This window comes from Arenibaculum sp. (assembly GCF_035998295.1).
Classification (GTDB): Bacteria; Pseudomonadota; Alphaproteobacteria; order Azospirillales; family Azospirillaceae; genus DASYHS01.
In genome coordinates this window covers 1-24,036 of record NZ_DASYHS010000193.1, presented here as the reverse complement: position 1 = coordinate 24,036, position 24,036 = coordinate 1, and the positions used below count along the sequence as shown (strand labels likewise).

24 protein-coding genes and 1 riboswitch are annotated in these 24,036 nt (G+C 71.6%); of the genes, 8 read left to right on the top strand and 16 right to left on the bottom strand.

Annotated elements, in window-relative coordinates; genetic code table 11:
* Positions 1 to 164 precede the first annotated feature (164 nt).
* From VGO20_RS19075 to VGO20_RS19065, 3 genes are all read left to right on the top strand, one after another.
* Complete coding sequence (locus VGO20_RS19075) at positions 165 to 1,607, top strand: helix-turn-helix domain-containing protein (protein ID WP_327503968.1); 1,443 nt, start codon at positions 165 to 167, stop codon at positions 1,605 to 1,607.
* 78 nt (positions 1,608 to 1,685) lie between these two features.
* Positions 1,686 to 1,907: riboswitch (cobalamin riboswitch) on the top strand.
* Positions 1,908 to 1,941: 34 nt separating this feature from the next.
* Positions 1,942 to 2,124, top strand: coding sequence for a CbtB domain-containing protein (locus VGO20_RS19070; protein ID WP_327503967.1), 183 nt, complete (start codon positions 1,942 to 1,944; stop codon positions 2,122 to 2,124).
* 10 nt (positions 2,125 to 2,134) lie between these two features.
* Positions 2,135 to 2,809 carry a CbtA family protein gene (locus VGO20_RS19065; protein WP_327503966.1) on the top strand — a complete coding sequence of 225 codons (675 nt, stop codon included), beginning with the start codon at positions 2,135 to 2,137 and terminating at the stop codon, positions 2,807 to 2,809.
* Positions 2,810 to 2,818: 9 nt separating this feature from the next.
* On the opposite strand, the gene VGO20_RS19060 is transcribed toward VGO20_RS19065, so the two are convergent.
* Positions 2,819 to 4,177: a sensor histidine kinase gene (locus VGO20_RS19060; RefSeq protein ID WP_327503965.1), complete on the bottom strand. Its 1,359-nt coding sequence runs from the start codon at positions 4,175 to 4,177 to the stop codon at positions 2,819 to 2,821.
* 374 nt (positions 4,178 to 4,551) lie between these two features.
* On the opposite strand from VGO20_RS19060, the gene VGO20_RS19055 reads away from it, so the two are divergent.
* Positions 4,552 to 6,186, top strand: a complete 1,635-nt coding sequence (locus VGO20_RS19055; RefSeq protein ID WP_327503964.1) for a glycoside hydrolase family 17 protein — start codon at positions 4,552 to 4,554, stop codon at positions 6,184 to 6,186.
* Here VGO20_RS19055 and VGO20_RS19050 read toward each other — a convergent pair.
* Both VGO20_RS19050 and VGO20_RS19045 read right to left on the bottom strand, forming a co-directional pair.
* Entirely contained in the window at positions 6,135 to 6,953 is an 819-nt protein-coding gene (locus VGO20_RS19050) for an SDR family oxidoreductase (protein WP_327503963.1), read from the bottom strand. The genes VGO20_RS19055 and VGO20_RS19050 overlap by 52 nt on opposite strands.
* Before the next feature lie 58 nt (positions 6,954 to 7,011).
* On the bottom strand, positions 7,012 to 7,818 hold the full coding sequence (locus VGO20_RS19045; protein WP_327503962.1) for an enoyl-CoA hydratase-related protein: 807 nt from the start codon (positions 7,816 to 7,818) through the stop codon (positions 7,012 to 7,014).
* A gap of 147 nt (positions 7,819 to 7,965) precedes the next feature.
* On the opposite strand from VGO20_RS19045, the gene VGO20_RS19040 reads away from it, so the two are divergent.
* Entirely contained in the window at positions 7,966 to 8,454 is a 489-nt protein-coding gene (locus tag VGO20_RS19040) for a YchJ family protein (protein WP_327503961.1), read from the top strand.
* Between the two features lie 7 nt (positions 8,455 to 8,461).
* Here VGO20_RS19040 and VGO20_RS19035 read toward each other — a convergent pair whose 3' ends face one another.
* Positions 8,462 to 9,352: an NAD(P)-dependent oxidoreductase gene (locus tag VGO20_RS19035; RefSeq protein WP_327503960.1), complete on the bottom strand. Its 891-nt coding sequence runs from the start codon at positions 9,350 to 9,352 to the stop codon at positions 8,462 to 8,464.
* Between the two features lie 102 nt (positions 9,353 to 9,454).
* Positions 9,455 to 11,416 (bottom strand): methyl-accepting chemotaxis protein, encoded by a 1,962-nt coding sequence (locus VGO20_RS28695; protein WP_327503959.1) that lies wholly within the window; start codon positions 11,414 to 11,416, stop codon positions 9,455 to 9,457.
* A 389-nt stretch (positions 11,417 to 11,805) separates the two neighbouring features.
* Between VGO20_RS28695 and VGO20_RS19025 the strand changes: the two genes are divergently transcribed.
* From VGO20_RS19025 to VGO20_RS19015, 3 genes are all read left to right on the top strand, one after another.
* Positions 11,806 to 12,642, top strand: a complete 837-nt coding sequence (locus tag VGO20_RS19025; RefSeq protein ID WP_327503958.1) for an SGNH/GDSL hydrolase family protein — start codon at positions 11,806 to 11,808, stop codon at positions 12,640 to 12,642.
* Positions 12,643 to 12,774: 132 nt separating this feature from the next.
* Positions 12,775 to 13,431 carry a chemotaxis protein CheX gene (locus VGO20_RS19020; protein ID WP_327503957.1) on the top strand — a complete coding sequence of 219 codons (657 nt, stop codon included), beginning with the start codon at positions 12,775 to 12,777 and terminating at the stop codon, positions 13,429 to 13,431.
* Between the two features lie 18 nt (positions 13,432 to 13,449).
* Positions 13,450 to 14,871 (top strand): sensor histidine kinase, encoded by a 1,422-nt coding sequence (locus VGO20_RS19015; protein WP_327503956.1) that lies wholly within the window; start codon positions 13,450 to 13,452, stop codon positions 14,869 to 14,871.
* A 103-nt stretch (positions 14,872 to 14,974) separates the two neighbouring features.
* On the opposite strand, the gene VGO20_RS19010 is transcribed toward VGO20_RS19015, so the two are convergent.
* The 11 genes from VGO20_RS19010 to cheB form a co-directional block, all read right to left on the bottom strand.
* Entirely contained in the window at positions 14,975 to 15,376 is a 402-nt protein-coding gene (locus VGO20_RS19010; RefSeq protein WP_327503955.1) for a response regulator, read from the bottom strand.
* On the bottom strand, positions 15,373 to 16,779 hold the full coding sequence (locus VGO20_RS19005; RefSeq protein ID WP_327503954.1) for a sensor histidine kinase: 1,407 nt from the start codon (positions 16,777 to 16,779) through the stop codon (positions 15,373 to 15,375). Before VGO20_RS19005 ends, VGO20_RS19010 begins: the two co-directional genes overlap by 4 nt.
* Positions 16,776 to 17,429 (bottom strand): chemotaxis protein CheC, encoded by a 654-nt coding sequence (locus VGO20_RS19000; RefSeq protein ID WP_327503953.1) that lies wholly within the window; start codon positions 17,427 to 17,429, stop codon positions 16,776 to 16,778. The genes VGO20_RS19005 and VGO20_RS19000 overlap by 4 nt, the downstream gene beginning before the upstream one ends.
* Positions 17,429 to 17,812, bottom strand: coding sequence for a response regulator transcription factor (locus VGO20_RS18995; protein WP_327503952.1), 384 nt, complete (start codon positions 17,810 to 17,812; stop codon positions 17,429 to 17,431). The genes VGO20_RS19000 and VGO20_RS18995 overlap by 1 nt, the downstream gene beginning before the upstream one ends.
* 142 nt (positions 17,813 to 17,954) lie before the next feature.
* Positions 17,955 to 18,323 (bottom strand): response regulator, encoded by a 369-nt coding sequence (locus VGO20_RS18990; RefSeq protein ID WP_327503951.1) that lies wholly within the window; start codon positions 18,321 to 18,323, stop codon positions 17,955 to 17,957.
* On the bottom strand, positions 18,320 to 18,568 hold the full coding sequence (locus VGO20_RS18985) for a hypothetical protein (RefSeq protein ID WP_327503950.1): 249 nt from the start codon (positions 18,566 to 18,568) through the stop codon (positions 18,320 to 18,322). Before VGO20_RS18985 ends, VGO20_RS18990 begins: the two co-directional genes overlap by 4 nt.
* Positions 18,565 to 21,102 (bottom strand): chemotaxis protein CheA, encoded by a 2,538-nt coding sequence (locus VGO20_RS18980; protein ID WP_327503949.1) that lies wholly within the window; start codon positions 21,100 to 21,102, stop codon positions 18,565 to 18,567. Before VGO20_RS18980 ends, VGO20_RS18985 begins: the two co-directional genes overlap by 4 nt.
* Complete coding sequence (locus tag VGO20_RS18975) at positions 21,099 to 21,515, bottom strand: response regulator (protein ID WP_327503948.1); 417 nt, start codon at positions 21,513 to 21,515, stop codon at positions 21,099 to 21,101. The genes VGO20_RS18980 and VGO20_RS18975 overlap by 4 nt, the downstream gene beginning before the upstream one ends.
* The gene (locus tag VGO20_RS18970; protein ID WP_327503947.1) at positions 21,505 to 22,377 is read right to left on the bottom strand and encodes a CheR family methyltransferase; all 873 of its coding nucleotides are present in this window, start codon (positions 22,375 to 22,377) and stop codon (positions 21,505 to 21,507) included. Before VGO20_RS18970 ends, VGO20_RS18975 begins: the two co-directional genes overlap by 11 nt.
* Before the next feature lie 4 nt (positions 22,378 to 22,381).
* Positions 22,382 to 22,999 (bottom strand): HEAT repeat domain-containing protein, encoded by a 618-nt coding sequence (locus VGO20_RS18965; protein WP_327503946.1) that lies wholly within the window; start codon positions 22,997 to 22,999, stop codon positions 22,382 to 22,384.
* A 1-nt stretch (position 23,000) separates the two neighbouring features.
* The coding region (gene cheB, locus VGO20_RS18960; protein WP_327503945.1) for a chemotaxis-specific protein-glutamate methyltransferase CheB at positions 23,001 to 24,036 on the bottom strand (1,036 nt) is incomplete at its 5' end.

The following is a 24,036-nucleotide window of genomic DNA, read 5'->3' as shown; positions in this document are numbered from 1 at the left end:
CCGCAGCATCGCTTCACAGCTACGACTTCAACGCGCAACGAACAACAAGGTCATGACTGTAAAGTGGTAATTTGGTAATGCGACCAAGGGGGCTTGTTGTAAATCGGTAAATTTTGTAAATTATCTGGAGGTGAGACAATTACAGCTTCGGCGGGCGGGGTCCGGTGGACAAGAAGGCCATGCTCGGGCACAAGGTGCGCCGCCTGCGCCGGGACAGCGGGCTGACCCAGGTGCAGATGGCGGAGATGCTGGGGATCTCGGCCAGCTACCTGAACCTGATCGAGCACAACCAGCGCCCGGTCACGGTCCCGCTGCTCCTCAAGCTCGGCCAGACCTTCGACGTCGATCTCCAGGCCTTCGCGGAGGACGAGGAGACGCGCCTGCTGGCGAGCCTCAAGGAGATCTTCGCCGACCCGCTGTTCGCCGCCTCGGAGCTGGGCCGCCAGGACCTGCGCGAGCTCGCCTCGGTCAACCCGACATTGGCGCAGGCGGTGGTCACGTTGTACCAGGCCTATCGCGAGACGCGCGAGGACATCCAGGTCCTGGCCGAGAAGGTGGCGGACCGCGACAAGCTCCAGCTCGTGACCACGACGGGTTTCCCGGTGGAGGAGGTGGGGGACTTCTTCCACGCCGAGGGCAACCACTTCCCCGAACTGGAGGAGGCGGCGGAGGCGCTGCTGGACGGGCTCGACCTCCAGAACGGCGACCTGCAGCGCGCGCTGACCGACTATCTCGGCCACGAGGCGAACGTCCGGGTGAGGACGATGCCTTCGGAGGTGATGGGCTACAGCCTGCGCCGCTTCGACCGGCACAGCCGGCGCATCCTGCTGTCGGAGATGCTGTCCGGGTCCGGCCGGACGTTCCAGCTCGCCGTGATGACGGCCCTGCTGCAGCACCGCGACCTGATCGACCGGATCATCGGCCGGGCCAAGCTGTCGAACGACGAGGGCAGGCGGCTCGCCCGGATCGGGCTCGCCAACTATTTCGGCGGCGCGGTCGTGATGCCCTACCAGCGGTTCTTCGAGGCCGCGCGCGCACTGCGCCACGACCTGGAGATCCTGGAGCGCCGCTTCGACGTCAGCTTCGAGCAGGTGTGCCACCGGCTGACCACCTTGCAGCGGCCGGGGGCGAAGGGGGTGCCGTTTTTCCTTATCCGGGTCGACAACGCCGGCAACGTCTCCAAGCGCTTCTCGCCGGGCGGCCTGCATTTCGCCCGCTTCGGCGGTGCTTGCCCGCGCTGGAACGTCCACGACGCCTTCCGCACGCCGGGCGTGATCGGGACCCAGCTCGCGCGCATGCCCGACGGCACGGCCTGGTTCAGCATCGCGCGCACCGTCACCAAGACCGGGTTCGGCTTCCGCAGCCCGCCCCAGCAGTTCGCCCTGGCGCTCGGCTGCGACGTCGCCCATGCGGGCCAGCTCGTCTATGCCGACGGGGTCGACCTCGACAACGTCGAGGCCGCGACCCCGATCGGGGTCAACTGCCGGCTGTGCCCGCGGCCGGACTGCGGGCAGCGGGCGTTCCCGCCGCTCAACCAGCGCCTCGCGATCGACGAGAACCTGCGCGGCATCAGCACCTACGGCTTCGCCCCCGGCATCGAGCGTTGAGAGCGGAGCGCGCGAAGGCGCGCGGTCATCGGAGCGCGCGAAGGCGCGCGGCCACTCTTGCGCGCGAAGGGCGGCGGTGCCACACTCGGCGGCGATGGTGCCCCCGGAGGCCAAGCCGCCGGGGGGTAATAGGGAACGCGGTGCGGTCGACCAAGACGAGGGACCAAATCCGCGGCTGCCCCCGCAACTGTGAGCGGAGAGCCGGCCCGATGCCACCGACGGACGTCGTCCGTCGGGAAGGTACGGGCCACGAGGCGACGACCCGCGAGCCAGGAAACCTGCCATCGCCCGTGTGATCCAACCCGTCGGGTGTGACGGCAGAAGGAAAATCGACATGACTTCGAATGCAAAAGTTTCCGCCCCCTCGACCGGCACGCGCGCCGAAGCCGCCGCGCCGGCCGTGCTCGCGATCCTGCTGGGGACCTTCCTGATCTTCGGCGCCGGCTTCGCCGGGTCGGCGACCCTCCACGACGTCGCGCACGACGCCCGCCACGCGTTCGCCTTCCCCTGCCACTGAGGGCGGCGACATGATGAGACGCGTGCTCCTGGCGGCGCTGGCCGCCGGGCTGGCCGCCGGCGTCCTGATCACGGCCCTCCAGGCGTTCACGACGACCCCGCTGATCCTCGCGGCGGAAGTGTACGAATCCGCGGGCGAGGTCCACGGCCATGCCCATGACGGCGATCACGCCCATGACGGGGACGGGACCTTGTCGGGGAGCGACGTCGACCGGCTGGTGTCGACGCTGCTCGCGAACGTCGTGACCGCGGTCGGGTTCGCCCTGCTGCTGGTCGCGGGCTTCGCCCTGTCGGGCCGCCATGTCGACGAGCGCCAGGGACTGCTGTGGGGCCTCGCCGGTTTCGCGGTCTTCGCCCTGGCGCCGGCCGCCGGGCTGCCGCCGGAACTGCCCGGGACCATGGCCGCGGAACTGGCCGACCGGCAGGCCTGGTGGCTGTTCGCTGCGGGCGGCGCCGCGGTCGGGTTATGGCTGATCGTCTTCGGACGCAACCGCTTCCGGGTCCCGCTCGGCCTCGCGGCGGCCCTGCTGCCGCATGTCGTCGGCGCGCCGGCGCCCGAGGCGATGGGCGGCAGCGCCCCGCCCGAGCTGGCCGCCGAGTTCGCTGCCCTGGCGATCGCGGTCCAGGCGGTGTTCTGGGCGACGCTGGGCTGCATCGCGGGAGGGCTGTACCGCCGGCTCGGCTGACCGGGCGTCTCAGGCCTCGACCGCGACGGTGCTGCCGAACGGCAGCAGGATGCGGGCCGTCGTGCCGGCGCCGGGGTCGCTGTCGAGCGTCAGCGTCCCGCCGTTCAACGTCACGAAGGACCGGGCGAGCGCCAGGCCGAGCCCGGTCCCTTCGCTGCCGCCGCGCGTACCGAGGTGGAGGAACGGCTCGAACAGGTGGTCGATCCGGTCGCGGGCGATGCCCACGCCGGTGTCCGTGACCTCGATCTCGAGCTGGGGGTCGTCGGGGTCCATCCCCGCGATCTGCCGCAGGACGATGTCGACGCGGCCGCCGGTCGGCGTGAAGCGCACCGCGTTGGAGAGCAGGTTCAGCAGCGCCTGGCGCAGCAGGCGGCCGTCGGCCCACAGCCGCGGCAGCGGCCCCTGCTCGCAAGCCAGGAGGTTCAGATCGACCCCCGCGGCGGCGGCGGCTTCCGCCGTCTGCGCGGCCGCGTCGCGCGCGAGCGCCATCGGGTCGTGCCAGTCCGGCCGCAGCCGCACCTCGCCGCTCTCGATGCGGGCCACCTCGCCGACGTCGGAGACGAAGCGGAGCATCAGCGCGCCGGCCTCCTTGATGTCGCGGGCGAAGTCCTGGCAGCTCGCCGTCGCGGCCTCCTGCGCGATCAGGTCGGCGAAGCCGACGACCGCGGTCAGCGGCGCGTGAAGCTCGCGGCTGATCCGCGACAGGAAGGCGGTCTTGGCCCGTTCGGCCCGTTCGGCCCGCGTCAGCGCGGCGGCGGTCTCCGCCTCGGTCAGGGCGCCGGCGGCGCGGCTGCGGCAGGCGGCGATCAGGCGCCCGACCGCATCGAGGGCCGCCGCCGGCGGCACCGTCCCCGCATTGCCCGCATAGCCCGCGTAGCCGCCGCTGCGGTTGGCCAGCACCAGGAGGCCCACCGGCATTCCCGGCCGCGCGTCGCCGGTCAGCCGAAGGGCCATCAGATGGTCCATGGGAGGGTGGCTCAGCGCCCGGCCGCCGATCGCGGCGTCGTTGACCAGCAGGGGCTCGGCCGAGCCGAGCGCCGCCGCGAAAACCGGCACCAGCTCGGCCGCGGCCGGGCGGGTCGAGTCGGCACCCGAATCGCCGGCGGCGAGCAGCAGGTACGGCAGCTCGCCGGTGTCGTCATACGCCCCGACCAGAGCGTGCTGGCTGCCCGTGAGGGCGCGCAGATGGGACAGCAACGGCTCGAAAACGGCATGGTCGCGCGCACCCGCTATGAAGCGGGCCTGCGCATCGACGATCGCGGCCAGCACGTCGCCTGCGGCGGAAACCTGCGGAGCCTGGGCGCCGGGAGCGTCCCGGGTCGCCGGCGGCGCCTCGGCAAGGCCGGCGGCGCCCTTACCGCGCAGCACGGCGCATCTCCCGTTCACGAGTGCCGGGCATCGCTCCGCTCTCTCTCTCCGACCGACTGTCTGCGTTGGCGGTTCAGTGACGTTCCCGGATGGCCGTGACCGAACCGGTCCGTTCGGGTTGCGCCGTGCCGAACGACCGCCATGCCAGACCGGCGCCTATACTGTCGAGGACGACTTTCGGCATATGCGCGCCACGGGAACTGCACGTAAGGAGAATACCCTTAATCGCAGGCGCATTCCAGGGCGAGGAGCGGGGCGGGTCCACATTGTCCAACCGGGGATCGATCCGGTCGAAACGCCGGCCGGGATGCCGGTTCGGGCGAGGACCGGGATGCCATTGGGATGAGGGCCGATCTGGTGTACAAGCACCGCCCATGCGCCTCATCCTCCGTTCGATCATCCTGCTGCTGGTGTCGCTGGCCGCCTACGCGGCCTGGGCCTGGCCCAACCGTCCAGTCGACCTCGAGCCGCTGCCCGGCGGCAAGCTGCCCAGCGTTTCCTTCGCGCCGTTCCGCGAGGGGCAAAGCCCGCTGACCGGCGTCTTCGCGACCCGGGCCGAGATCGCCGACGACCTCCGCCTCCTGTCCTCCGAGGTGCGGGGCGTGCGCACCTATACCTCGCGCGAAGGGCTGGAGGCGGTGCCGCCGATCGCGCGCGAGCTCGGCATCGAGGTGCTGCAGGGCGCCTGGATCGATTCGGATCCCGAGATCAACGAGGCCGAGGTCGCGGCGCTGATCCGGGCGGCGAAGGACTATCCGGACGTGATCCGGCGCGTGATCGTCGGCAACGAGGTGCTGCTGCGCGGGACCCGCACGCCCGCGCAGCTCATCGACCTGATCGGGCGCGTGCGCGCCGAGATCGACCAGCCGGTCGGCTACGCGGACGTCTGGGAGTTCTGGCTGCGCCATCCGGAGGTGGCGGAGCATGTCGACTTCATCGTGATCCACATCCTGCCGTACTGGGAGGACGACCCGGTCGCGGTCGACGGGGCCGAGCACCGCATCCTGGAGGCCCATGCCGCGATCCGCGAGCGCTTCCCGGGCAAGCCGATCCTGATCGGGGAGATCGGCTGGCCGACGGCAGGGCGGACGCGCGGCCCGGCCGAGACCGGGCTGGTCGAGAAGGCGCGCTTCATCAACCTGGTGGTCCGGCTCGCCGAGCGCGAGGGGTTCGACTACAACCTGATCGAGGCGTTCGACCAGCCCTGGAAGTCCCTCAACGAGGGGACGGTCGGCGCCAACTGGGGCCTGTTCTCCGCCGAGCGGGAACGCAAGTTCTCGCTGTCGGGGCCGGTCGTGGCCGACCCGCTCTGGCGCTGGCACGCCGCCGCGGCGATCGCGCTAGGCGTGGCGGGCGCGGCGCTGGCGGCGAGGCGCCGCCCGCTCGGCGCGGCGGGGTTCCTGGCGGCCGCGGTCCTCGCCCAGGGGCTGGCCGGCGGGCTGGTCTGGGCCGTGCACGTCGCCGCGGGCGAGACCTACTACCCGTTCGAGACGCTTCGGGCCTGGGCGCTCGTCGTCGTCCACGCCATCGTGGCGGCGGCGATCCTGCGCAGCTTCGCGGACGCGCTCGCCGGCGGCGCCGGCCAATTCGACCGGTTCGGTGGTGCCGGCCGGCTCGGCCGGTTCGGCGGGGCGGCCGTGGCGCTGCTGACGCTGTCGGCCTTGGCGCAGACCGGGCTGCTGGTCGCCGACGGGCGGTACCGCGACTTCCTCGTCCCCGACATCGCCGGGCCGGCGATCGGGCTGCTCCTGCTCGGCCTCGCCAGGATGGGCCGGGGCATGCCGCATCCGTTCGCGGTGTTCCCGGCATCGTCGCGGACGGCGACGGCGGCCGCCATCCTGCTCGCGGCCGGGGCGGTCGCGATCGTCGTGGCCGAGGGGTGGGTCAACCGCGAGGCGGTGACCTGGGCCGTCCTGCTGGCCGTCCTCGCCGTGCCGTGGGCGGCCGCCGCCCCCCTTCAGTCCAGGAACAGGTCCGGCAGGAGCTTCGCCCCGGGCGCCACGGCGTAGCGCTCCAGGTCGCCCACCCCCTCGCTCGCGAGCACCTCGTCGTCGATGAAGAAGTTGCCGGTGCAACTCCGGCTGTCGCGAACCAGCACGGCATGCGCCGCGTCGGCGACGATCTCGGGCTTGCGCCCGAGCTCCGGCCGCACGCCCGGGATCATCGCGAGGGCGGCCGTCGCGATCAGCGTGCGCGGCCACAGCGCGTTGACCGCGATGCCGTCTCCCGCGAACTCGGCGCTCATGCCGAGCACGCACAGGCTCATGCCGTACTTGGCGATCGTGTAGGCGGTGTGGCCCGCGAACCATTTCGGGTCGAGGTTGAGCGGCGGCGACAGCATCAGGACATGCGGGTTATCGGCCCGGCGCAGATGCGGGATGCAGGCCCGGGTGCAGGCGAAGGTCCCGCGGGTGTTGACCGACATCATCAGGTCGAAGCGCTTCATCGGCGTGTCGAGGGTGCCGGTCAGGCTGATCGCGCTCGCGTTGTTGACCAGCACGTCGATGCCGCCGAACGTCTCGACGGTGCGCGCGACCGCGGCCTCGACCTGGGCCTCGTCGCGGATGTCGGCCATCAGCGCAAGGGCGCGGCCGCCCGCCGCCTCGATCTGCGCGGCGGCGCTGTGAATCGTCCCCGGCAGCTTGGGATGGGGTTCCGCGGTCTTGGCGGCGATCGCGACGTTGGCGCCGTCGCGCGCGGCCCGCAACGCGATCGCGAGCCCGATCCCGCGCGAGCCGCCGGTGATGAACAGGGTCTTGCCGGACAGTCCGGACATGCGCTTCGCTCCTCCTGCTGGCTGCCTATTCGCTGCCTACTCGCCCCCTACTCGCCCCCTACTCGCCACGGAACTCGGGCTTGCGCTTGCCCAGGAAGGCGGCCACCCCCTCGGCGAAGTCGCGGGTCAGCGCGCAGGCGGCGAAGCTTTCGACCTCGGCCTGGAGCTGCTGCTCGATCGGGCGCTCGAAGGAGGCGTTGATCAGCGCCTTGGTCCGCCCGTAGGCGAGGGTCGGCCCGGCGGCGAGGCGGCGCGCCAGCGCCTGCGTCTCGGACGCCAGCGCCGCCGCCGGTACCGCCCGGTTGACGAGGCCCGCCCTGACGGCCTCGGCGGCGGAGAACCGGTCGCCGAGCAGGGCGATCTCCATCGCGCGCTTGGTGCCGACGGCGCGCGGAAGATGGAAGGTGGAGCCGCCGTCCGGACTGGCGCCGATCAGGCTGTAGGCGAGGGTGAACACGGCGTCCTCGGCGGCGACCGCGAGGTCGCAGGCCAGGACCAGGCTGACGCCGAACCCGGCCGCCGGGCCGTGGACGGCGGCGACGATCGGCTTCGGCATCCGGCGCATGATCAGGATGCCCTGGTGGACCTGCTGGATCAGCCGCTCGAAGAAGGCGCGCTGCGAGCCGCGCGGCTCGCCGAACAGGGCGGCGAAGGTCTTCAGGTCGCCTCCGGCCATGAACGCGCCGCCGGCCCCGCGCAGCACGACGGCGCGGATGGCCGCGTCCTCCTCGCAGCGCGCCATCGCGCCGGCGAGGCCCTCGGCCATCGGAAGGTCGAGCGCGTTGAGGGCGTCCGGGCGGTTCAGCGTCACGGTCGCGACCCCGTCCTCCACGTCCAGCAGCACGCTTTCGTTGACGGCAACCATGCGGTCCTCCCCCGGGTTTCGACGGCTTCCAACGGTACGCGGTCGCGCGCGCGCGGTCCATGGGGACCGTCCGCCGGCGACGCCGGGGTTGGCCGCGGCGTCCGGCCGCGGTATGGAAGGGCCTCCTGGAACTCAGAGACCGACGCCATGACCACATGCCCCTGCGGCTCCGGCCGCCCGCTGGAGGCCTGCTGCGGCCCCTACCTGTCCGGCGATGCGGTGCCGCCGACGCCGGAAGCCCTGATGCGTTCGCGCTACACCGCCTTCGCGGTCGGCAACCTCGACCACCTCGAGCGCACGCTGCTGCCAGGGACGCGGGACGACTTCGACCGCGAGAGCGTCGCGAAATGGGCGGCCGGCAGCGAGTGGACCGGGCTCGAGATCCGCTCGACGGAAGGCGGCGGCCCGGACGACGACCAGGGCATGGTCGAGTTCGTCGCCCATTTCCGCACCGAGGGCAAGGACCTGGTCCACCACGAGACGAGCCGTTTCCAGCGCAGCGACGGGCGCTGGTGGTACGCCGACGGCACGATGGGGCCGCCGCCGCGCCGCGCGGCCAAGGTCGGCCGCAACGATCCGTGCCCCTGCGGCAGCGGCCGCAAGTACAAGAAGTGCTGCGGCGCCGCCGCGGCGTGAGTGGAGGTCACTCCGGCGGGCGCGGGAGGCCGTTCAGGGCGAGGTAGGTGCGGACGACCTGGCTGTCGTCGGCACCGCCGTCGCCGCGGGCGGAGGCCGCCAGGAACATCTGGTGGGCGATGGAGGCCAGCGGCAGCGCCGCCCTGGCGTCGTGGCCGGCCTCCAGCACGATCCCGAGGTCCTTCACGAAGATGTCGACGGCGCTCGCGACCTCCGGCTCGTCCTGGAGCATGCGCGGGCCGCGGTTCCTCAGCATCCAGCTCGACGCCGCGGACCCGCCCAGGACCTCCAGCAGGATGCCCAGGTCGACCCCGACCTTCGCCGCCAGCGCGAGGGCCTCGGCGGCGGCGGCGATGTGGACGCCGCACAGGAGCTGGTTCACGGTCTTGACCGTCGCGCCCTGGCCGGGGCGCTCGCCGACATGGAAGACCTTGTCGCCGAAGGCGCGGAGCACCGGCTCCGCCGCCTCGAAGGTCTCGCGCGGCGCCGCCGCCATGATGGTCAGGGTGCCGCCCGAGGCGCCGACGACCCCGCCCGAGACCGGAGCGTCCAGGAAGCGCCGGCCGGCCGCGGCGACGCGCCCCGCCAGGGCCTCGACCGCGCCGGGCGGGCAGGTCGCCATCAGCGCCACGACCGCGCCCGCGGGCAGCGCGTCGAGGGCGCCGTCCGCGAACAGCACCGTCTCGGCCTGGGCCGCGTTCACGACCATCAGCACCAGCAGGTCGGCCCCGGCGGCGGCGTCGGCGGCGCTCGCGGCGGCGGCGCCTCCGTCGCGGGCGAGTGCCGCCGCCGATTCGGCGCGCAGATCGAAGCCCCGGACCGCGAAGCCGCGCGCCAGCAGGTTCCTGGCCATGGGCAGGCCCATGGAGCCGAGGCCGATGAAACCGATGCTCCTCATGGTCGTCACGTCGTCATCCCCCGGTTCGTGGCGCATCCCGAAGCATCGCCCGAACCGGGAGGGAAATGAAGACGCGAGGGGCGGCCGCCCCCCTTCCGGGGCTCATGCCGCCCTGATCCGCTCCAGGAAGCCGTCGACCTCGACGCGCATGCGCTCCGCGTCGCGCGCCAGGCCCTGCGCCGCCCCGAGGAGCTGGCCGGAGGCGGAGCCGGCCTCCCCGGCCGCCGCCATCACGCCCGAGATGTTGCGCGAGACCTCCCGCGTCCCCGCCGCGGCCTGCTGGACGTTGGTCGCGATCTCGCGGGTTGCCGCACCCTGCTGCTCGATCGCCGCCGCGACGGCGGTCGAGATGCCGTCGATATGGGCGATGGTAGAGGCGATCCCCCGGATGGCCTCTACCGTGGAGCCGGCCGAGCCCCGGATCTCCGACACCTTGGCATGGATGTCCTCGGTCGCCCGGGCGGTCTGGTTGGCCAAGCCCTTGACCTCGGCGGCCACGACGGCGAAGCCCTTCCCCATCTCGCCGGCACGCGCGGCCTCAATCGTCGCGTTCAGCGCCAGCAGGTTGGTCTGGCTGGCGATGTCGGAGATCAGCTTCACCACCTCGCCGATCGTCTCGACCGAGACCGACAGCCCCTCGACCATCCGGTTCGCCCCGTCCGCCTCGCGCACGGCGGCCCCGGTGGCGTCGCTGGAGGCTGCGACCTGGCGGCTGATCTCCTGGATCGAGGCGCTCAACTCCTCGGTCGCGCCGGCGACCATGTCGACGTTGGTCGTCGCCTCCTCCGACGCCCCGGACACGGCCGTCGACTGCCGCCGGGTCTGGTCGGCCGACGCGGCCACCGTCTGCGCCGCCGCCTCGACCTGCATGGCCGCCGAGGCCACGGCCTGGACGATGCCCCGCACCTGGGCCTCGAAGCCGTCGGCCACGGCCAGCATCGCCGCGCGGCGCTCCGCGGCCGTCCGCGCCTCGGCGGCCGCCTGCTCGGCCTCGAGCCGCCGCATCTCGACGGCGTTACCCCGGAACACCTCGACCGCCCGGGCCATCGTGCCGATCTCGTCCCGGCGTTCGCGTCCGGGAACGTCGAGGTCCAGCAGGCCGTCCGCCAGCTTCCGCATGATGCCGGCCAGCGCCAGGATCGGCCGCGTCACGCCGCGGGCGATGAGGATGCCGAACACCGTCATCGCGGCGACGGCCGCCGCCAGCGCGATCCAGGTCATCCGGTCGGCTTCGCGGTTCACCTCCTCGCTGGCGGCGAGGGCCGCGGCATAGGCCGCGTTCTGGTGGTCGGACACCTCGACGAGCACGGGTTCCATGCGCGCATAGGCCTGCGAGAGCGTGCCGGTCTGCCCGATCAGGGCGAGCGTCGCCTCGGCGAGGGCCAGGAAGTCGCGCCGGTAGGCCGCCATCCTCTCGGAGACCGCCGCCGCGTCGGGCAGGGAGGACGCGGCGAGGAGGGCCGAGAACTCCTCGCTGCGCTTCTCGAACGTCTCGACGTATTTCGCGTCGCGCCGGGCCAGGAAGTCCTTCTCGTGCCGGCGCATCATCAGCATCGTGATCGTTAGCGCGGGCTGGTCCCTGTCCTTCAGGATGTCCTCGGCCTCGTGCACGGACTGCCGCAGCGAGCCGAGCAGGCCCTTGGTCTCGTCGAGCCCGATGCGGGTCTGGGTGGCCGCGACCGTCGCGAACGCCCTGCCATAGGCACCGAGGTCGCCCTTCACCGCCTCCAGGCGCCCGGCGATGGCGGCAGCCTCGGGCCGGGCGAGCGCCGCGGCGATCATCGCATCGGCCGAGGCCACCGTTTCGGCGTTGCGGGCCACGTATTTTTCGTCCTGCCGGAGCAGGAAGTCCTTCTCGGACCTGCGCGCGTCCAGCAGGGCTATGCGGAGCTGGTCCAGCCGATCGTTCAGCGCGCCCATGGCCTGCGCTTGCTCCAGGAAGGCGGCGCGTTTCGACGATTCGTACTGGTTGAAGGCGCCGAGCAGAAGAAGCACCACGGTGCCGACTGCCCCGATCAGCCCGATCTGCACGGACAATCCAAAGCGGGAGAGCAAACTACTCATGGGAGATTTCCTCCTACTACTGCTCGCGGCGGATCTGAAGATTGGAGAAAACCTATCGTCGGATCGCCGTTCGATGGTGATAGCTGCCGGTGGCCTTGAAAATTTAGGCACGTAAAATTTTAACAAAAACTGAAGGAGGTCTGATGCGCCGGAGATGAGGCAGTCTTTTGTTCAGATTACCTTTAGTCGAGTCTGGTATTTCCGAACTCGCACAATTATTGTTTGTTCGCGGGTTTCGGATCTATCTTCGGATGGGCATTTTTCTCTTCTCCGTGCCGCATGTCGGAGGATGCGTCCGCGCCGCCGCCGCCGCCCAAAACGTCGCAGGGACGATTTGGGCCGGGCATGGTTGAACCCCTTCCTCAGGGTCGGGCGAAGCGGGGTGACCGATGGCTTGGTCGATGATTTCGGGCGTTCTCGGGGCGGCGCTGCTGGGCGTGGGCCTTGCCGCGAGCGGAACCGCGGCCGCGGCGCCGGCGGCGGGGTTCGACCGGCTGGTCGTGTTCGGCGACAGCCTGTCCGACAACGGGAATGCCGGCCGGTTCTCGAACGGGCCGGTGTGGGTCGAGCAGCTGGCCGAGCGGCTCGGCCTGCCGCTGATGCCCGCGAGGATGGGCGGCACCAACTTCGCGGTCGGCGGCGCGCGACTCGACCCGCGATCGGGTCCCTTCAGCCTGAGGGCGCAGGCCGACCTGTTCCTCGCCCTGCCGCGCGCCCGCGGCAGGGCGCTCCACGTCGTCTACGGCGGCGGCAACGACCTGCTGGGGGCGGTCGGCTCTCCGGAAGGCGAGGCGGCGGTCGATGCGGCGCTGGCCTCCCTGAGGGGCATCCTGCGCGATCTCGTGGAGCGCGGCGCCAGGGATATCCTCGTGCCCAACCTTCCCGACGTCGGGCTGACGCCGGCGGTCCGCGCCTATGGCGAGCAGGCGGTCGAACGGGCGGGCCGGCTGACGGAACGGTTCAATGCCGGCATCGACCGCATGGCCGCCGAACTCGCTCCGGTCCCGGGCCTGCGGCTCTACCGTCTCGACGTGCGGGCGATGGCGGAACGGGCGCGCGACGAGCCGGGCGCGTACGGCTTCGTCGACTTCGCCACGCCCTGCGGCGAGCTGGAGGACTGCGAGGGGCACGTGTTCTGGGACCCCGTGCACCCGACGACGCAGGCGCATGGCCGGCTCGCCGAAGCGGCCTACCGCCTCGTCGGCGACGGGGCCGCCGGCCCGTGAGGGGAGCCTGGAAAACCAATCGTGCCTTGGCTTCCTGCACGGTGGCGTGGTACCTCATGTATGTAGATGGTTGCGGCGGTCCGTGCCCGCCCGACGATCGGGATGAAGGGTGCCCGGCAGCGTGGACGTTTCATGACCAAACCGGAAAAGGCGGCACCGGCCGGCTTCGGATTGAGCGATCTCGAGCACGACGCCCTGACGGAGCTGGCCAATATCGGGGTGGGACGGGCGGCCACGAACCTCAGCCGGCTGGTCAGGGAGCAGGTGTTCCTCTCGGTTCCCCGGACGGAGGTGCTGGCGCTTTCGGTCGCGGCGGAGCTGCTGTCGAGGCGCGAGCCCGTGGACCTCGTCGCGGTCGGGCAGGAGTTCGCTGGCCAGTTCTCCGGTCACGCCCTGCTGATCTTCCCCGAGGCGAACAGCTTCGAGCTCGTGCATGCCGTCGTGGGTTCGACGGTCAGCATGGAGGAGGTGGCCGACCTCGAGCAGGAGGCGCTGACCGAAATCGGCAACGTCATCCTCAACGGCTGCCTGGTCACCGTCGCCAACACGCTCAAGAGCAGCTTCCGGATCTCCCTGCCCCAGTTGATGCGCGGCAGCGGCCGCCGCATCCTGGCGAGGGACCGCGAGGACCGGCCCGACGACCTCGTGCTGTTCCTCACGATCGATTTCGAGATCCGGACCCGCAACCTGCACGGCTACATTGCCCTGCTGATGGACCTGCCCTCCCTGTCGGCGTTAAAATCCCTGATCCAGCAATTCATAGCCGGCCTCGGCGGCAAGGACGATTGAGAGCCCCCATGAAAGCCCATGAGAGCCTTTGACACCCGTTCGGCCTCCTTCGACCTCCTGAACGAGATCGACGGCGGCGTGGTCGTCCTCGACGCGGAGCACCGCGTCCGGCATTGGAACGCCTGGATGCGGAGCGCCTCCGGCCTGGCACCCGACGAGGTGCTCGGCCGTCCGCTGTGGGAGGCGTTCCCGGCGCTCGGCGCCTCGCATCTCCACACCGCCGTCGAGGACGCGCTGGTCTCGGGCGCGCCCAGCATCCTGTCCCACACGCTGCATCCGCTGCTGTTCCCGCTGCGCTGCCGGGACGGCCGGGCGATGCTGCACGACGTGACCGTCCTGCCGCTCAGCGTCCGGTCGGCCACGCACTGCCTCGTCCAGATCAAGGACGTGACCGAGCGGCGGCGCATGCAGGGGGCGCTCCTGGAGAGCCGGATGCGCTACCGCGCGGCCTTCGAGCATGCCGCGATCGGCATCACCGAGTGCGACCTGACGGGGCGTTTCCTCCAGGTCAACGACCGCCTGCGCGCGATCCTGGGGCGCGACCGCGACGAGCTGCTGCGACTGCGGTTCCAGGACATCACCCATCCCGACGATCTGGAGAACGACCGCGCGCTGCTGCAGGGCATGCTCGCGGGCGAGATCGGAACCTGCTGCACGGAGAAGCGCTTCCTCGACCGGGACGGCGGCGCGATCTGGGTCAACGCGACGGGATCGCTCGTTCCCGGTTCCGATGGCCGGCCGGCCTATATCGTCGCTACGATCGAGGACATATCCGTACGCAAGAAGGTCGAGGTCGAGCGGGAGCAGCTCCTGGTCCAGAAGGACATGCTGACCCGCGAGGCGCATCACCGGGTCAAGAACAGCCTCGCCCTGGCGGTGAGCCTCCTGTCGGTCCAGAGCCACAAGGTCACCGACGAGGTGGCCCGCGAGCAGGTGCTCAGCGCGCAGCACCGGGTGATGGCGATCGCCCGGCTCCACGACCGGCTGCACCGGAGCGACGACCTCGAGCAGGTCGAGATCGGCCTGCTGCTGCGCGAGCTGTGCGGCGACCTGGAGGCCGCCGTCGCGAGCGAGGCGGGACGGTATTGCGTCCTGACGGACGTCTCGGCCGAGGTGGCGCTTCCGATCGACCAGGCGCTGCCGCTGGCGATCATCGTCTCGGAGCTGGTGACGAACGCCCTGCGGCACGCGCGTCCCGACGGGACGCCGGTCGAAGTCGTGGTCCGCTGCCATCGGCCGGAAACCGGCGGGCTCCTGATCAGCGTGGCCGACGATGGGGCCGGCCTGCCGCCGGACTTCGATCCGGCCCGCGACGGCGGTCTGGGGCTGACGATCCTGGCCCGGCTGTGCGAACAGCTCTCCGCCAGGCTGGAGATCCCGCGCACCGCCCGCGGCGCGGAGTTCGTGCTGCATCTCCAGCCCGACGGCCTCGCGGGATAGCTAGAGCGGATTGAGGTTCATCCTGAACCTCAATCCGCTCCTGATCTGTTGATTCTAGATCGGATTCACGCGGACGGGCGTTCACGCCCGCCCGCGATCCGATCTAGCGCGCGAAGAGCGTCAGCGTGCGCGGCAGGTCCGCCGGCGCGGGCCGCCCCTCGAGCAGCGCCGCGACCGCGGCCACGGCCGACAGCAGGTCTTCCGCGGTGAACGGCTTCATCAGGACGCCGAGGCCCAGGCCCGCGCCGAGCACGTCCTGGGGGTGCGACGTCACGAACAGGCAGCGTATGCCGAGGGGCGCGAAGCCCGCGGCGACGTCGATGCCGCTCGATCCCCTGGCGAGGTGGACGTCGACGAGGGCGAGGTCGTAGGAGCCGGCCGCCGCCATGGCGAGGGCTTCGCGCGTGTCGGTCGCCGGACCGGCGACGACGTGGCCGGCGTCTTCGAGATAGAGCCGCTGCTCCATCGCGATCAGGAACTCGTCCTCGACCAGGAGGATCCTCATGGCGGACCCTCGGGTGCCGGTAGCGGTATGAAGACGTCGAACCTGGCGCCGGCGCTCACGGCCGGGATCTCTATGCTTCCGCACAGCTGCCGGGTCAGGGCGGAGACGATGCGCATCCCGAGCCCGGAGCTGCGCCCGGGATCGAACCCCGCCGGCAGGCCGGGCCCCTGGTCCGCCACGGTCAGCAGCAGGCCGCCCGCCTGCCTGGTGAGCGACACGCGCACCTGCGCGGCGGTCTTGCCGTGCTTGATCGCGTTGGTGACGAGCTCGTTGGCGATCAGGCCGAGCGGCACGGCGTGATCGACCGGCAACTCCAGGGCGCCGGCATCGACCTCCAGCACGATCGCCCTCGGCCCCCCGGCCCCCTTTGCGAGGTCGTCGCACAGCTCGGTCAGCAACGACCCGAAGTCGAGGGAGTGGAACTGGTCCGCCCGATACAGCCGCTGATGGACCTGCGCCACGGCGCTGATCCGGTGGGCCGCGTCGCGCAGGTGGTGCCGGATCGTCTCGTCGCCGGCCGCCGCGACCTGGAGGTTGAGGAGCCCGGAGACGAGCTGGAGGCTGTTCTTGACCCGGTGGTTGACCTCGCGCAGCAGGACCGTCTTGTCGTCGAGCGCGCGCTCCAGCGCTTCGCGCGCGCGCTGGCGGTCCGTGACGTCGTGCAGGATGCCGGTCAGGAACACGCGGCCCTCGCTGACCCAGCGGCCGAGCGACAAGGTGAGCGCGATCCGCGTGCCGTCGCGCTGCCGGCCGGCAAGGTCCAGGGGCGCGCCCGGGCTTTCCCAGGAACGGGCGGCCTCCCCGCGCGGCCAGCGGTCGGCGTCCTCGGGCGTCAGCAATAGGCCGACGTCCCGGTCGACCAGTTCCGGAAGGTCGTAGCCGAAGCGCAGCTCGGCGGCGCGGTTCGCCCACTGGACGCGCCCGGTGACATCCGTGGTGACGATGGCTTCCTGGGCGGTGTCCACGATGGCCCGGAACCGGGCGTCGCGCCGCTCGCGCAGCAGCCGCTCCCGCTCGACCAGCGTCGTGACGTCGGTGACCTGGACCAGGCAGTTGCGCCCGGCGCCGGCATCCAGGGGCCGGACGACGGCGCTGTGCAGCAGGGCGCGGCCGTCGGGAAGACGCAGCGGGAGAAGCTTCGGGTTCAGGGTGTGGGACAGGAGGCTGGACGTGCCGAGCTCCAGGGCTTCGCGAACCGCGTCGTGCAGGCGGGTGTCGCTCAGGGCCGGGAGGAGGCTCCAGATCTTCCGCCCGAGCGTCGCGTCCCGGCCGAGGCCCGAGGTGCGCTCCATCCAGGTGTTCCAGGTGCGGATCACGTGCCCGGCGTCGAGGAGGATCAGGCCGACATCGACGGCGTCCAGCACGTCATCGGCGATCGAGCCCGTATCCGGCAGCGGCTTCATTCGGCTCCCGGTCCATTTTCCAGATCATGGATGACGTCGCGGACCAGCTGGCGGACTTCCGACAGCGAGGGCAGGTCCATCAGCAGTGCTATGTACCCCTCGATGCACCGGGAGCTCACCGCGAATTCGATCCTCAGGAACAGTACCAGCTCGTCCGGGTCGCCGTCCGTGCCGAGGAACAGGAACCGTCCGTCTCCGCGCAACACCCGGGGCAGCGACATGTTCAGGCTGCGCTCGAGCGTATTGGCCAGGATGACGAGGCAGCCGTTGAGCACGACGTTGCCGATCTCCGCCAGGGCCTCCTGCTCGAGGTCGACGATCTCCTCCAGGCTCAAGCCGTCGTCGAGCACGGCGCGGGCCAGGGCCAAGCTGTTGTTCTCGGGGAAGAGCAGCAGGGCCCGGCCGGAGAAGCTGCCCTCGAAGTCCTGGCCGACCGCCACCAGGGCGAGCTGGCCGTCTCGCGACAGATGGTCGGCGGCCCCGACCCGGCTCAAGATCTCCGTCCGCGGGATGGAGAGTTCCACCTGCTCCCGGATCATGCGGCTCAGGTTCCGCGCCGCACGGCCCATGCCCATGTTGACGAGCTCCGTCAACGCGTCGCGCTCGATCTCGGTCAGGACGAACTCCGGGGCGGGGCGCGGCGACGCCATCACGAGCTGCCGCGGCGAAGGCGCAGCGCCGCGCCGGAGAGGAAGGAGGCGAGAGCCTCGTCGTTCAGCGGCTTTTCGAGGAAGGCCGCGTCGAGCGACCGGGCCTTCGCGATGATGGGGTCCTGGGCGTTGGCGGAGACGATCGCGATGGGCACGTCTGGGTGGCTCTCGCGGATGCGCGCCGTCAACGCCAGCCCGTCCATCTCGGGCATGTTGAAGTCGATCAGCACGATGTCGACGGAGCCGTTGCCCAGGATCTGTAGCGCCTGCCCCGCGCTGGCCGCCTCGACGGTGTTCCAGTCCGGCCGGGTCCTGCGGACGATGCCGTTCACGACCATCCGTGCGAGTTTGCTGTCGTCCACGACGAGTACCGTGCGTTCCATCACTGCCTTTCCTCGATCTACAATCAACAGGTGGGGAGCGTCTTTCGTTCGGGCCGCACGGAAAGCCGCTTCGGTGACACCATTCGGGTTTTAGCGCCGAAACGGGCGCCCATGGAAGAAACTCCTTCGTGCCGGGGCATCGTCATGTGGGCAGCAGGCGGCCCAGGGCCGTGAGCAGGGCGTCGCGGTCCAGCGGCTTGGCGAGCCAGCCCGAGGCTCCGGCGGCGCGCGCCTCCGCCTCGCGGTCGGTCTCGCTGGTCAGGACGAGGATCGGCGTGAAGCGCGTCGGCCCGTATCTGCGCGCCTCCCGGATCAGGGCGAGCCCGTCCATCACCGGCATGTTGACGTCGGTCAGGATCAAGGACGGCCTCAAGCCCGCCTGCAGGCGGTCGAGCGCCTCCTGCCCGTTCATCGCCGTCTCGACCCCGAACCCGGCTTCGTGCAGCATCGTCGACACGCTCAGCACGACGGTCGGGCTGTCGTCGACGACGAGGATGGCCGCGGGCGTCATGCTTCCCTCCCGTCCGTGAGGACCGGCTCGACCCAGCGCCGCAGGAACGGGTCCTCCGGCAGTCCCTGGAGCACCGGCCGGGTGGCCATCAGCACCTGGAGGACGGCGGTGTGCAGGGAGGTGCACCGCGACCAGTCGACCGGCAGCTCGGGGTTCGCGAGGATGGTCTCGAGCAGCGCCTCGGCCTCCTCGACGGTGCACGATCCTTCCAGGCGGACGAGGCCGTCGTCGAGCCGCACGGTCATCGCAGGATCTCCTTGAGGTCGAGCACGAGCAGCACGTCGCCGTTGCCGAGGACGGTCGTGCCGAGATAGCCCGGGGTGTTCGCGAGCAGCCCGTCCAGGGGCTTGAGCACGACGTCGAGCCGTTCCCCGAAGGCGTCCACCTCGATGCCGTCGCTCCGCCCGTCGACCTCCACCACCATGATGCGCGCCTCGGCGTCGTCGGGGCCGGGGGGAAGGCCGAGCAGGCGGTCCAGGCGATGCAGCGCGACGACGCGGTCGCGCAGGACGAAGGCGCGATGCCGCTTGACCGGCCGTATCAGGCCGCGCGGCAGGCGGACGGTCTCGCGGACGATCTCGATCGGGATGCCGAACCGGCGCTGCCCGGCCGTCACCGTCAGGATGCGGGTCATCGCGATGTTGAGCGGCAGCTCCAGGCGGACGGTCGTTCCCGTCCCACGGGCGCTGCGCACGCCGACATGCCCGCCCGCCTTCTCGATCATCGTGCGCACGGCGTACATCCCGATGCCGCGCCCGGACAGCTCGGAAGCCGTCTCCCTGGTCGAGAAGCCGGGCGAGAAGATGAGGCGGGCTGCCTCCTCCTCGCCCAGCGACTCGGCGTCCGCGGGGTCGATCAGGCCGCCGGCGACGGCCCGGCGCCTGACGGCGTCCGCATCGATGCCGCGGCCGTCGTCGCCGACGGTGACGACGATCCGGTCGCCGTCCCGCAAGGCCCGCAACGCCAGGGTCGCCTCCGCGGGCTTGCCGGCGGCGCGCCTCTCCTCGGGCGTCTCGATGCCGTGGTCGAGGCTGTTGCGGACGAGATGGAGCAGCGGCTCGAACAGGTTCTCGACCACGCCCTTGTCGGCCTCGGTCTCCTCGCCTTCGAGGACGAGCCGCACCTCCTTGCCGAGGCGGCGGGACAGGTCGCGCACCAGGCGGGGGAAGCGCTGGAACACCTGCCCGACCGGGAGCATGCGCAGCTGTATCACGGTCCCGTGCATCTCGCGGATCAGGCGGTCCAGCACGTTGTTGACGTCGCGCAGGCGGTGCGCGAAGGCTTCGCCGGCGACGGGCCCGGCTTCGCCGGCGAGCCAGGCGACCCTGCCGTTCGCCGCGATCATCTCGCTCACGAGGTTCAGGAGCTGGTCGATTCTGGCCTCGTCGACGCGCAGGACCCGGCCCGATGCCGCCCGGCCGCGCGCGCGTTGCGTCTCCGGCGCGTCCGGCCCCGCCGGGGATCGCGCCGCCGGGGGTTGCGCCGGGGGTGCCGCGCGGCGGCGGGCCAGGGGCCCGATCGCGTCCCTGAGTGGCGTGTCCGTCCCGGCCGCCGCGGCTTCGGCATGCGCCTCGGCGACCTGCCGGGCCTCGTCTTCGTTGCCTTCGTAGAGCAGGGCGTTGATCACGACCGTGGCCGCCGAGCCCGAGCGGCCGGCACGCTCCGCCTCCGGGCCGCCGAGTTCCAGCAGGCGCTGCTGCTCGGCGACGACGGCGCGAACGACGTCCCGGCGCATGCGGCCGGCGAGGTCGGGTCCGGGCATCTCGCGCAGTGCCGCGACCGGCCGGTCCGCCCAAGCCCGGGGCGCGTCCGGCCGGTCGAGCAGCCATGCCAGCCAGCGCAGGGCGGAGGCCGGCGCCGAGCCCGGCGGCAGATCGGGGAGCAGGTCGCCGACGCGTCGCCGCAGGTCCGCCCGGCTGCCCGCGTCCCAGGCGCCGTCGAGGGCCGCGGCGAGCGTGCGGAGCTGCGGCGCGTCATGGGGCGTGCCCTGCGGCCGGACCAGGGACGCCGGGTCGAGTGCCTGTATGCGCACCTGGTCCGACACGAAGCGGAACACGTCCCTGGCGCTCGCCTCGTCGGCGACGGCCAGCATCCGGAACGTGAGCGCGCAGATGAAGGGGTCCATGTCCCCCGCCGGCGGCCAGGGGGCGGGTTCCCCGATCCGCAGGGCCGCCAAGCCGTCCAGCGCCCGCACTAGCCGCAGGGGATCGTCGCCGTTGAAGAAGCAGCGCGGGTCCGGCCGGTAGGCCACGGCCAGGAGCGGGGCCCGCGGCCCCGCCTCGATCACGGCTGCCAGCACCGCCATGCGATCGGCTTCCGGGAACGCCGCGAGGTCGTCCTCGCCGGCGTCGCCAGCACCACCTGCCTTGCCGGTCCCGCCGGCGTCCTCCTCCGCGCGCCCGGTACGGTGGTCCAGGCGGCCGATCAGGTCGGCGGCCCTGGCATTGGCGTCCGGCGGCAGGGCCCCGGCCGCCTCCAGGTCGCCCAGCCACCGCGCGGTATGGTCGAGATACTCCAGGAGCGCGTCGATCAGGGCCGGGGCGATCTCCAGCCGTCCCGCGCGCACGGCGGCCAAGGCATCCTCGGCGGCATGGAGGACGCGCGTCATCGGCTGCACGTCGAACAGCCCGGAAGACCCCTTCAGAGTGTGGAAGGCCCGGAAGACGACGGCGACGCGCTCGGCGGCGGCCGGGTCGCGCTCCAGGGCGAGCAGGTTGTCCGTCGCCTCCTGGATCAGGTCGCGGCCTTCGAGCAGGAACTGCTGCAGCAGCGGGTTCAAGCCGGCGCTCCGGTGAGGACGGCCGAGTAGAGGACGAGGTCCTCCTGCGAGATCGGCTTGACGAGATAATAGTTGGCGCCGGCCGCCCGCGCGGCCGCGACGTCGTGCTCGGCGGCCTCGCTGCTCGTCACCAGCACGGGGACCGAGGCGACTTCCGCCTGCGCCCGCAACGCCCGAAGAAGCGCCAGGCCGTCCATCTTCGGCATGTTCACGTCGACCACCAGAAGATCGAAGCGCTGCGACAGGACCTTCTCCATCGCCTCGATGCCGTTGATGGCCTCCTCGACCTCGAAGCCCGCGGCCTGCAGCGCCTCGCGGTAGAAGAGCCGCACCAGCGTCGCGTCGTCGACGATCAGGACCCTGCGCGCGGCGTCGGGCCGGCGGACGAAGGGAAGGGCAGGGTCAGTCATCATCGGGGGCGGCGGGCTTCTGGTAGACGATCGCTTCGGGAAAGCGGCGGACGCGGAACAGCGAGGATATGCGGCTCATCGATTCGGTATGGCCGAGGCAGACGTAGCCGCCGGGTTCCAGACTGTCATAAATGTTCTCCGCCGCCTGCCTTCGCGAGACCTCGTCGAAGTAAATCAGGAGGTTGCGGCAGAATACAACGTCGAAGCCCCGATACCGCCCCATCTCCGCGGCATCCACGACGTTGGCCCGGGTGAACCTGACCGAGCCGCGCAGCGCCTCGTCGATCAGGAAGCCTGCGGGGGTCCGCCGGAAGTACTTCGCGACCAGGACCTCCGGAAGGCGCATCAGCGCGCGCGTGGAATACAGGCCCGCCTCGGCGGCCTTCAGGACGCGGGTGTCGATGTCGGAGCCGATGATCTCGATGTCCCACTCGTCCACCTTCGGCCAGTTCTCCAGCAGCCAGATCGCGATCGAGTAGGGCTCCTCTCCCGTCGCGCACGGGATCGCCCAGATGCGGATCGGGGAACCCGCGGGCTTGCGGGCAACGATCCTGTCCAGCAGCGAGCCGGTAAGGCAACGGAACTGGTGCTCCTCGCGGTAGAAGTAGGTCTCGTTGACGGTGAAGGCGTTGATCAGCCGCTCGACCTCGCCGGGATCGGTGGCGAGCTTGCCGAAATACGCCTGGAAGCTTCGGGCGCCGGTCGCGGCCATGCGGTCGCGCAGCCGCCGCTCGACGAAGTAGCGCTTCGTCTCTCCGTAGCTGAGGCCCGAGCGCCGGTAGAGGAACGCGCAGAGCCGTTCGAACTCGGCGTCGGTGACCGCGACGGTGTCCGACGCCGGCTGCCCCGGGATGTCTCGCGCCACGCGGTCAGCCCCCGCTTCCTTCGATGCGGGCGATCGCGACCGACACGGCGAAGGCGAGGAACGGCTCTCCCGGGAACCGGCCGGCGACCGCGCGCAGCGTTCCCAGCGCATCGGGCGTCCCCGTTTCGGCCAGCACGTCGATCGCCGCGGCGCAGGCGTTCACATGGGTCTCCCGGTCGAGCATGTCGCACAGCAGCGCCGACGCCTCCCGGGCGGGCAGGCCGCGCGCCAGGTCCGCGGCCAGGATCCGGACGTCGGGATCGTCGTCCGCCAGAAGGCCGGGCAGATGGGGGCGGACGGCGTCGGGCATCGCCTGCAGGGCCTCCGAGGCGCCGTTGCGCAGCCCGGCGTCCTGCGAGCGCAGCAGCGGCAGGAGGGCCTGCGCGGTCCGCGGGTCGTGATGGCCGACCAGGGAGCTGAGGATCGCCTCGCGCACCGTCGGGTCCGGCTCCGTCGCCAGGAGGCCGGTGAGCGTTTCCGCCGCTTCCGGATTCCGGTCGAGGGCGCGGCCGAGGCCGCGGACGGCGCGCCTGCGGCGCTCGGGGTCGGCCGAGCGCAGATCGGCGGCCTCGGTCCCGGCGTCCGGTTGCGGTTTCCCCGGCTCCCGTCTTACGAGCGGCATGTCACCTCACGGCCTTGGAAAGGGCCGGACCGATGTCCGGCAAAGCGAGAACCTGATCCGCGCCGTTCCGTTTCACCAATTCGCCCGGCATTCCCCAGACGATCGCCGTGCTCTCGTCCTCCGCGATCGTGCGCCCGCCTTCGGCCCTGAGCCTGGCCATGGACGCGGCGCCGTCGTCGCCCATCCCGGTCACGAGGACGCCCAGCAGGCGCCGGGCCCCGACATGGTCGAGGGCGCTGGTCACCAGCCGGTCGACGCTGGGATGCCAGCGATACGCCTGCGAGGCCGGGACCGGCAGCGCGAACAGCCCGGACGGGCGGCGGGCGACGACGAGGTCGGCGTCGCCGCGCCCGATATAGACGTATCCGGTGCGCAGCGGCATCGCGCGTGCGGCCTCGACGACCGACAGCGCGCAGTGCTGCTGGAGCCGCCGCGCGAAGATGCCGGTGAAGGTCGCCGGCATGTGCTGGGCGACGAGCACGGGCCAGGGAAAGTCGTGCGGCAGCGCGGACAGGATCATCTCGACCGCGCGGGGGCCCCCGGTGGACGCCCCCAGGAGGACCAGCCCCGAGCGGCTCGGGTCGGGCAGGGCCGGCGCGTAGGGCGCCTGCGCCGGTCCCTTCTGCGCCGGCTCCTGGGCAAGCCCCTGGGCAGGCCGGGCCGGGCGCGGCGGATCGGGCCGGTCGTGCGGGCGGGCCGCTTGGCCGATCTGGTGGCGCACCCGGTCGGCGAGACGCAGCGTGGAGCGCAGGCGGACGCGGGCCGCCATCCGCACCTTCTCCACCAGGACCGGCCGGACCCGGTCGATGCCGAGCGAGATGGCGCCCTCGGGCTTCGGGACGAAGTCGACGGCGCCCAGGCGCAGCGCCTCCATCGTCGCCTCGGCCCCCTCCACCGTCTGCGAGGACACCATGACGACGGGGCAGGGCGTCTCGACCATCAGGCGGCCGAGGCAGGTCAGGCCGTCCATGACCGGCATGTTGACGTCGAGCGTCACGACGTTCGGGCGGAACGTCCGGGCAAGCGCCAGCAGTTCC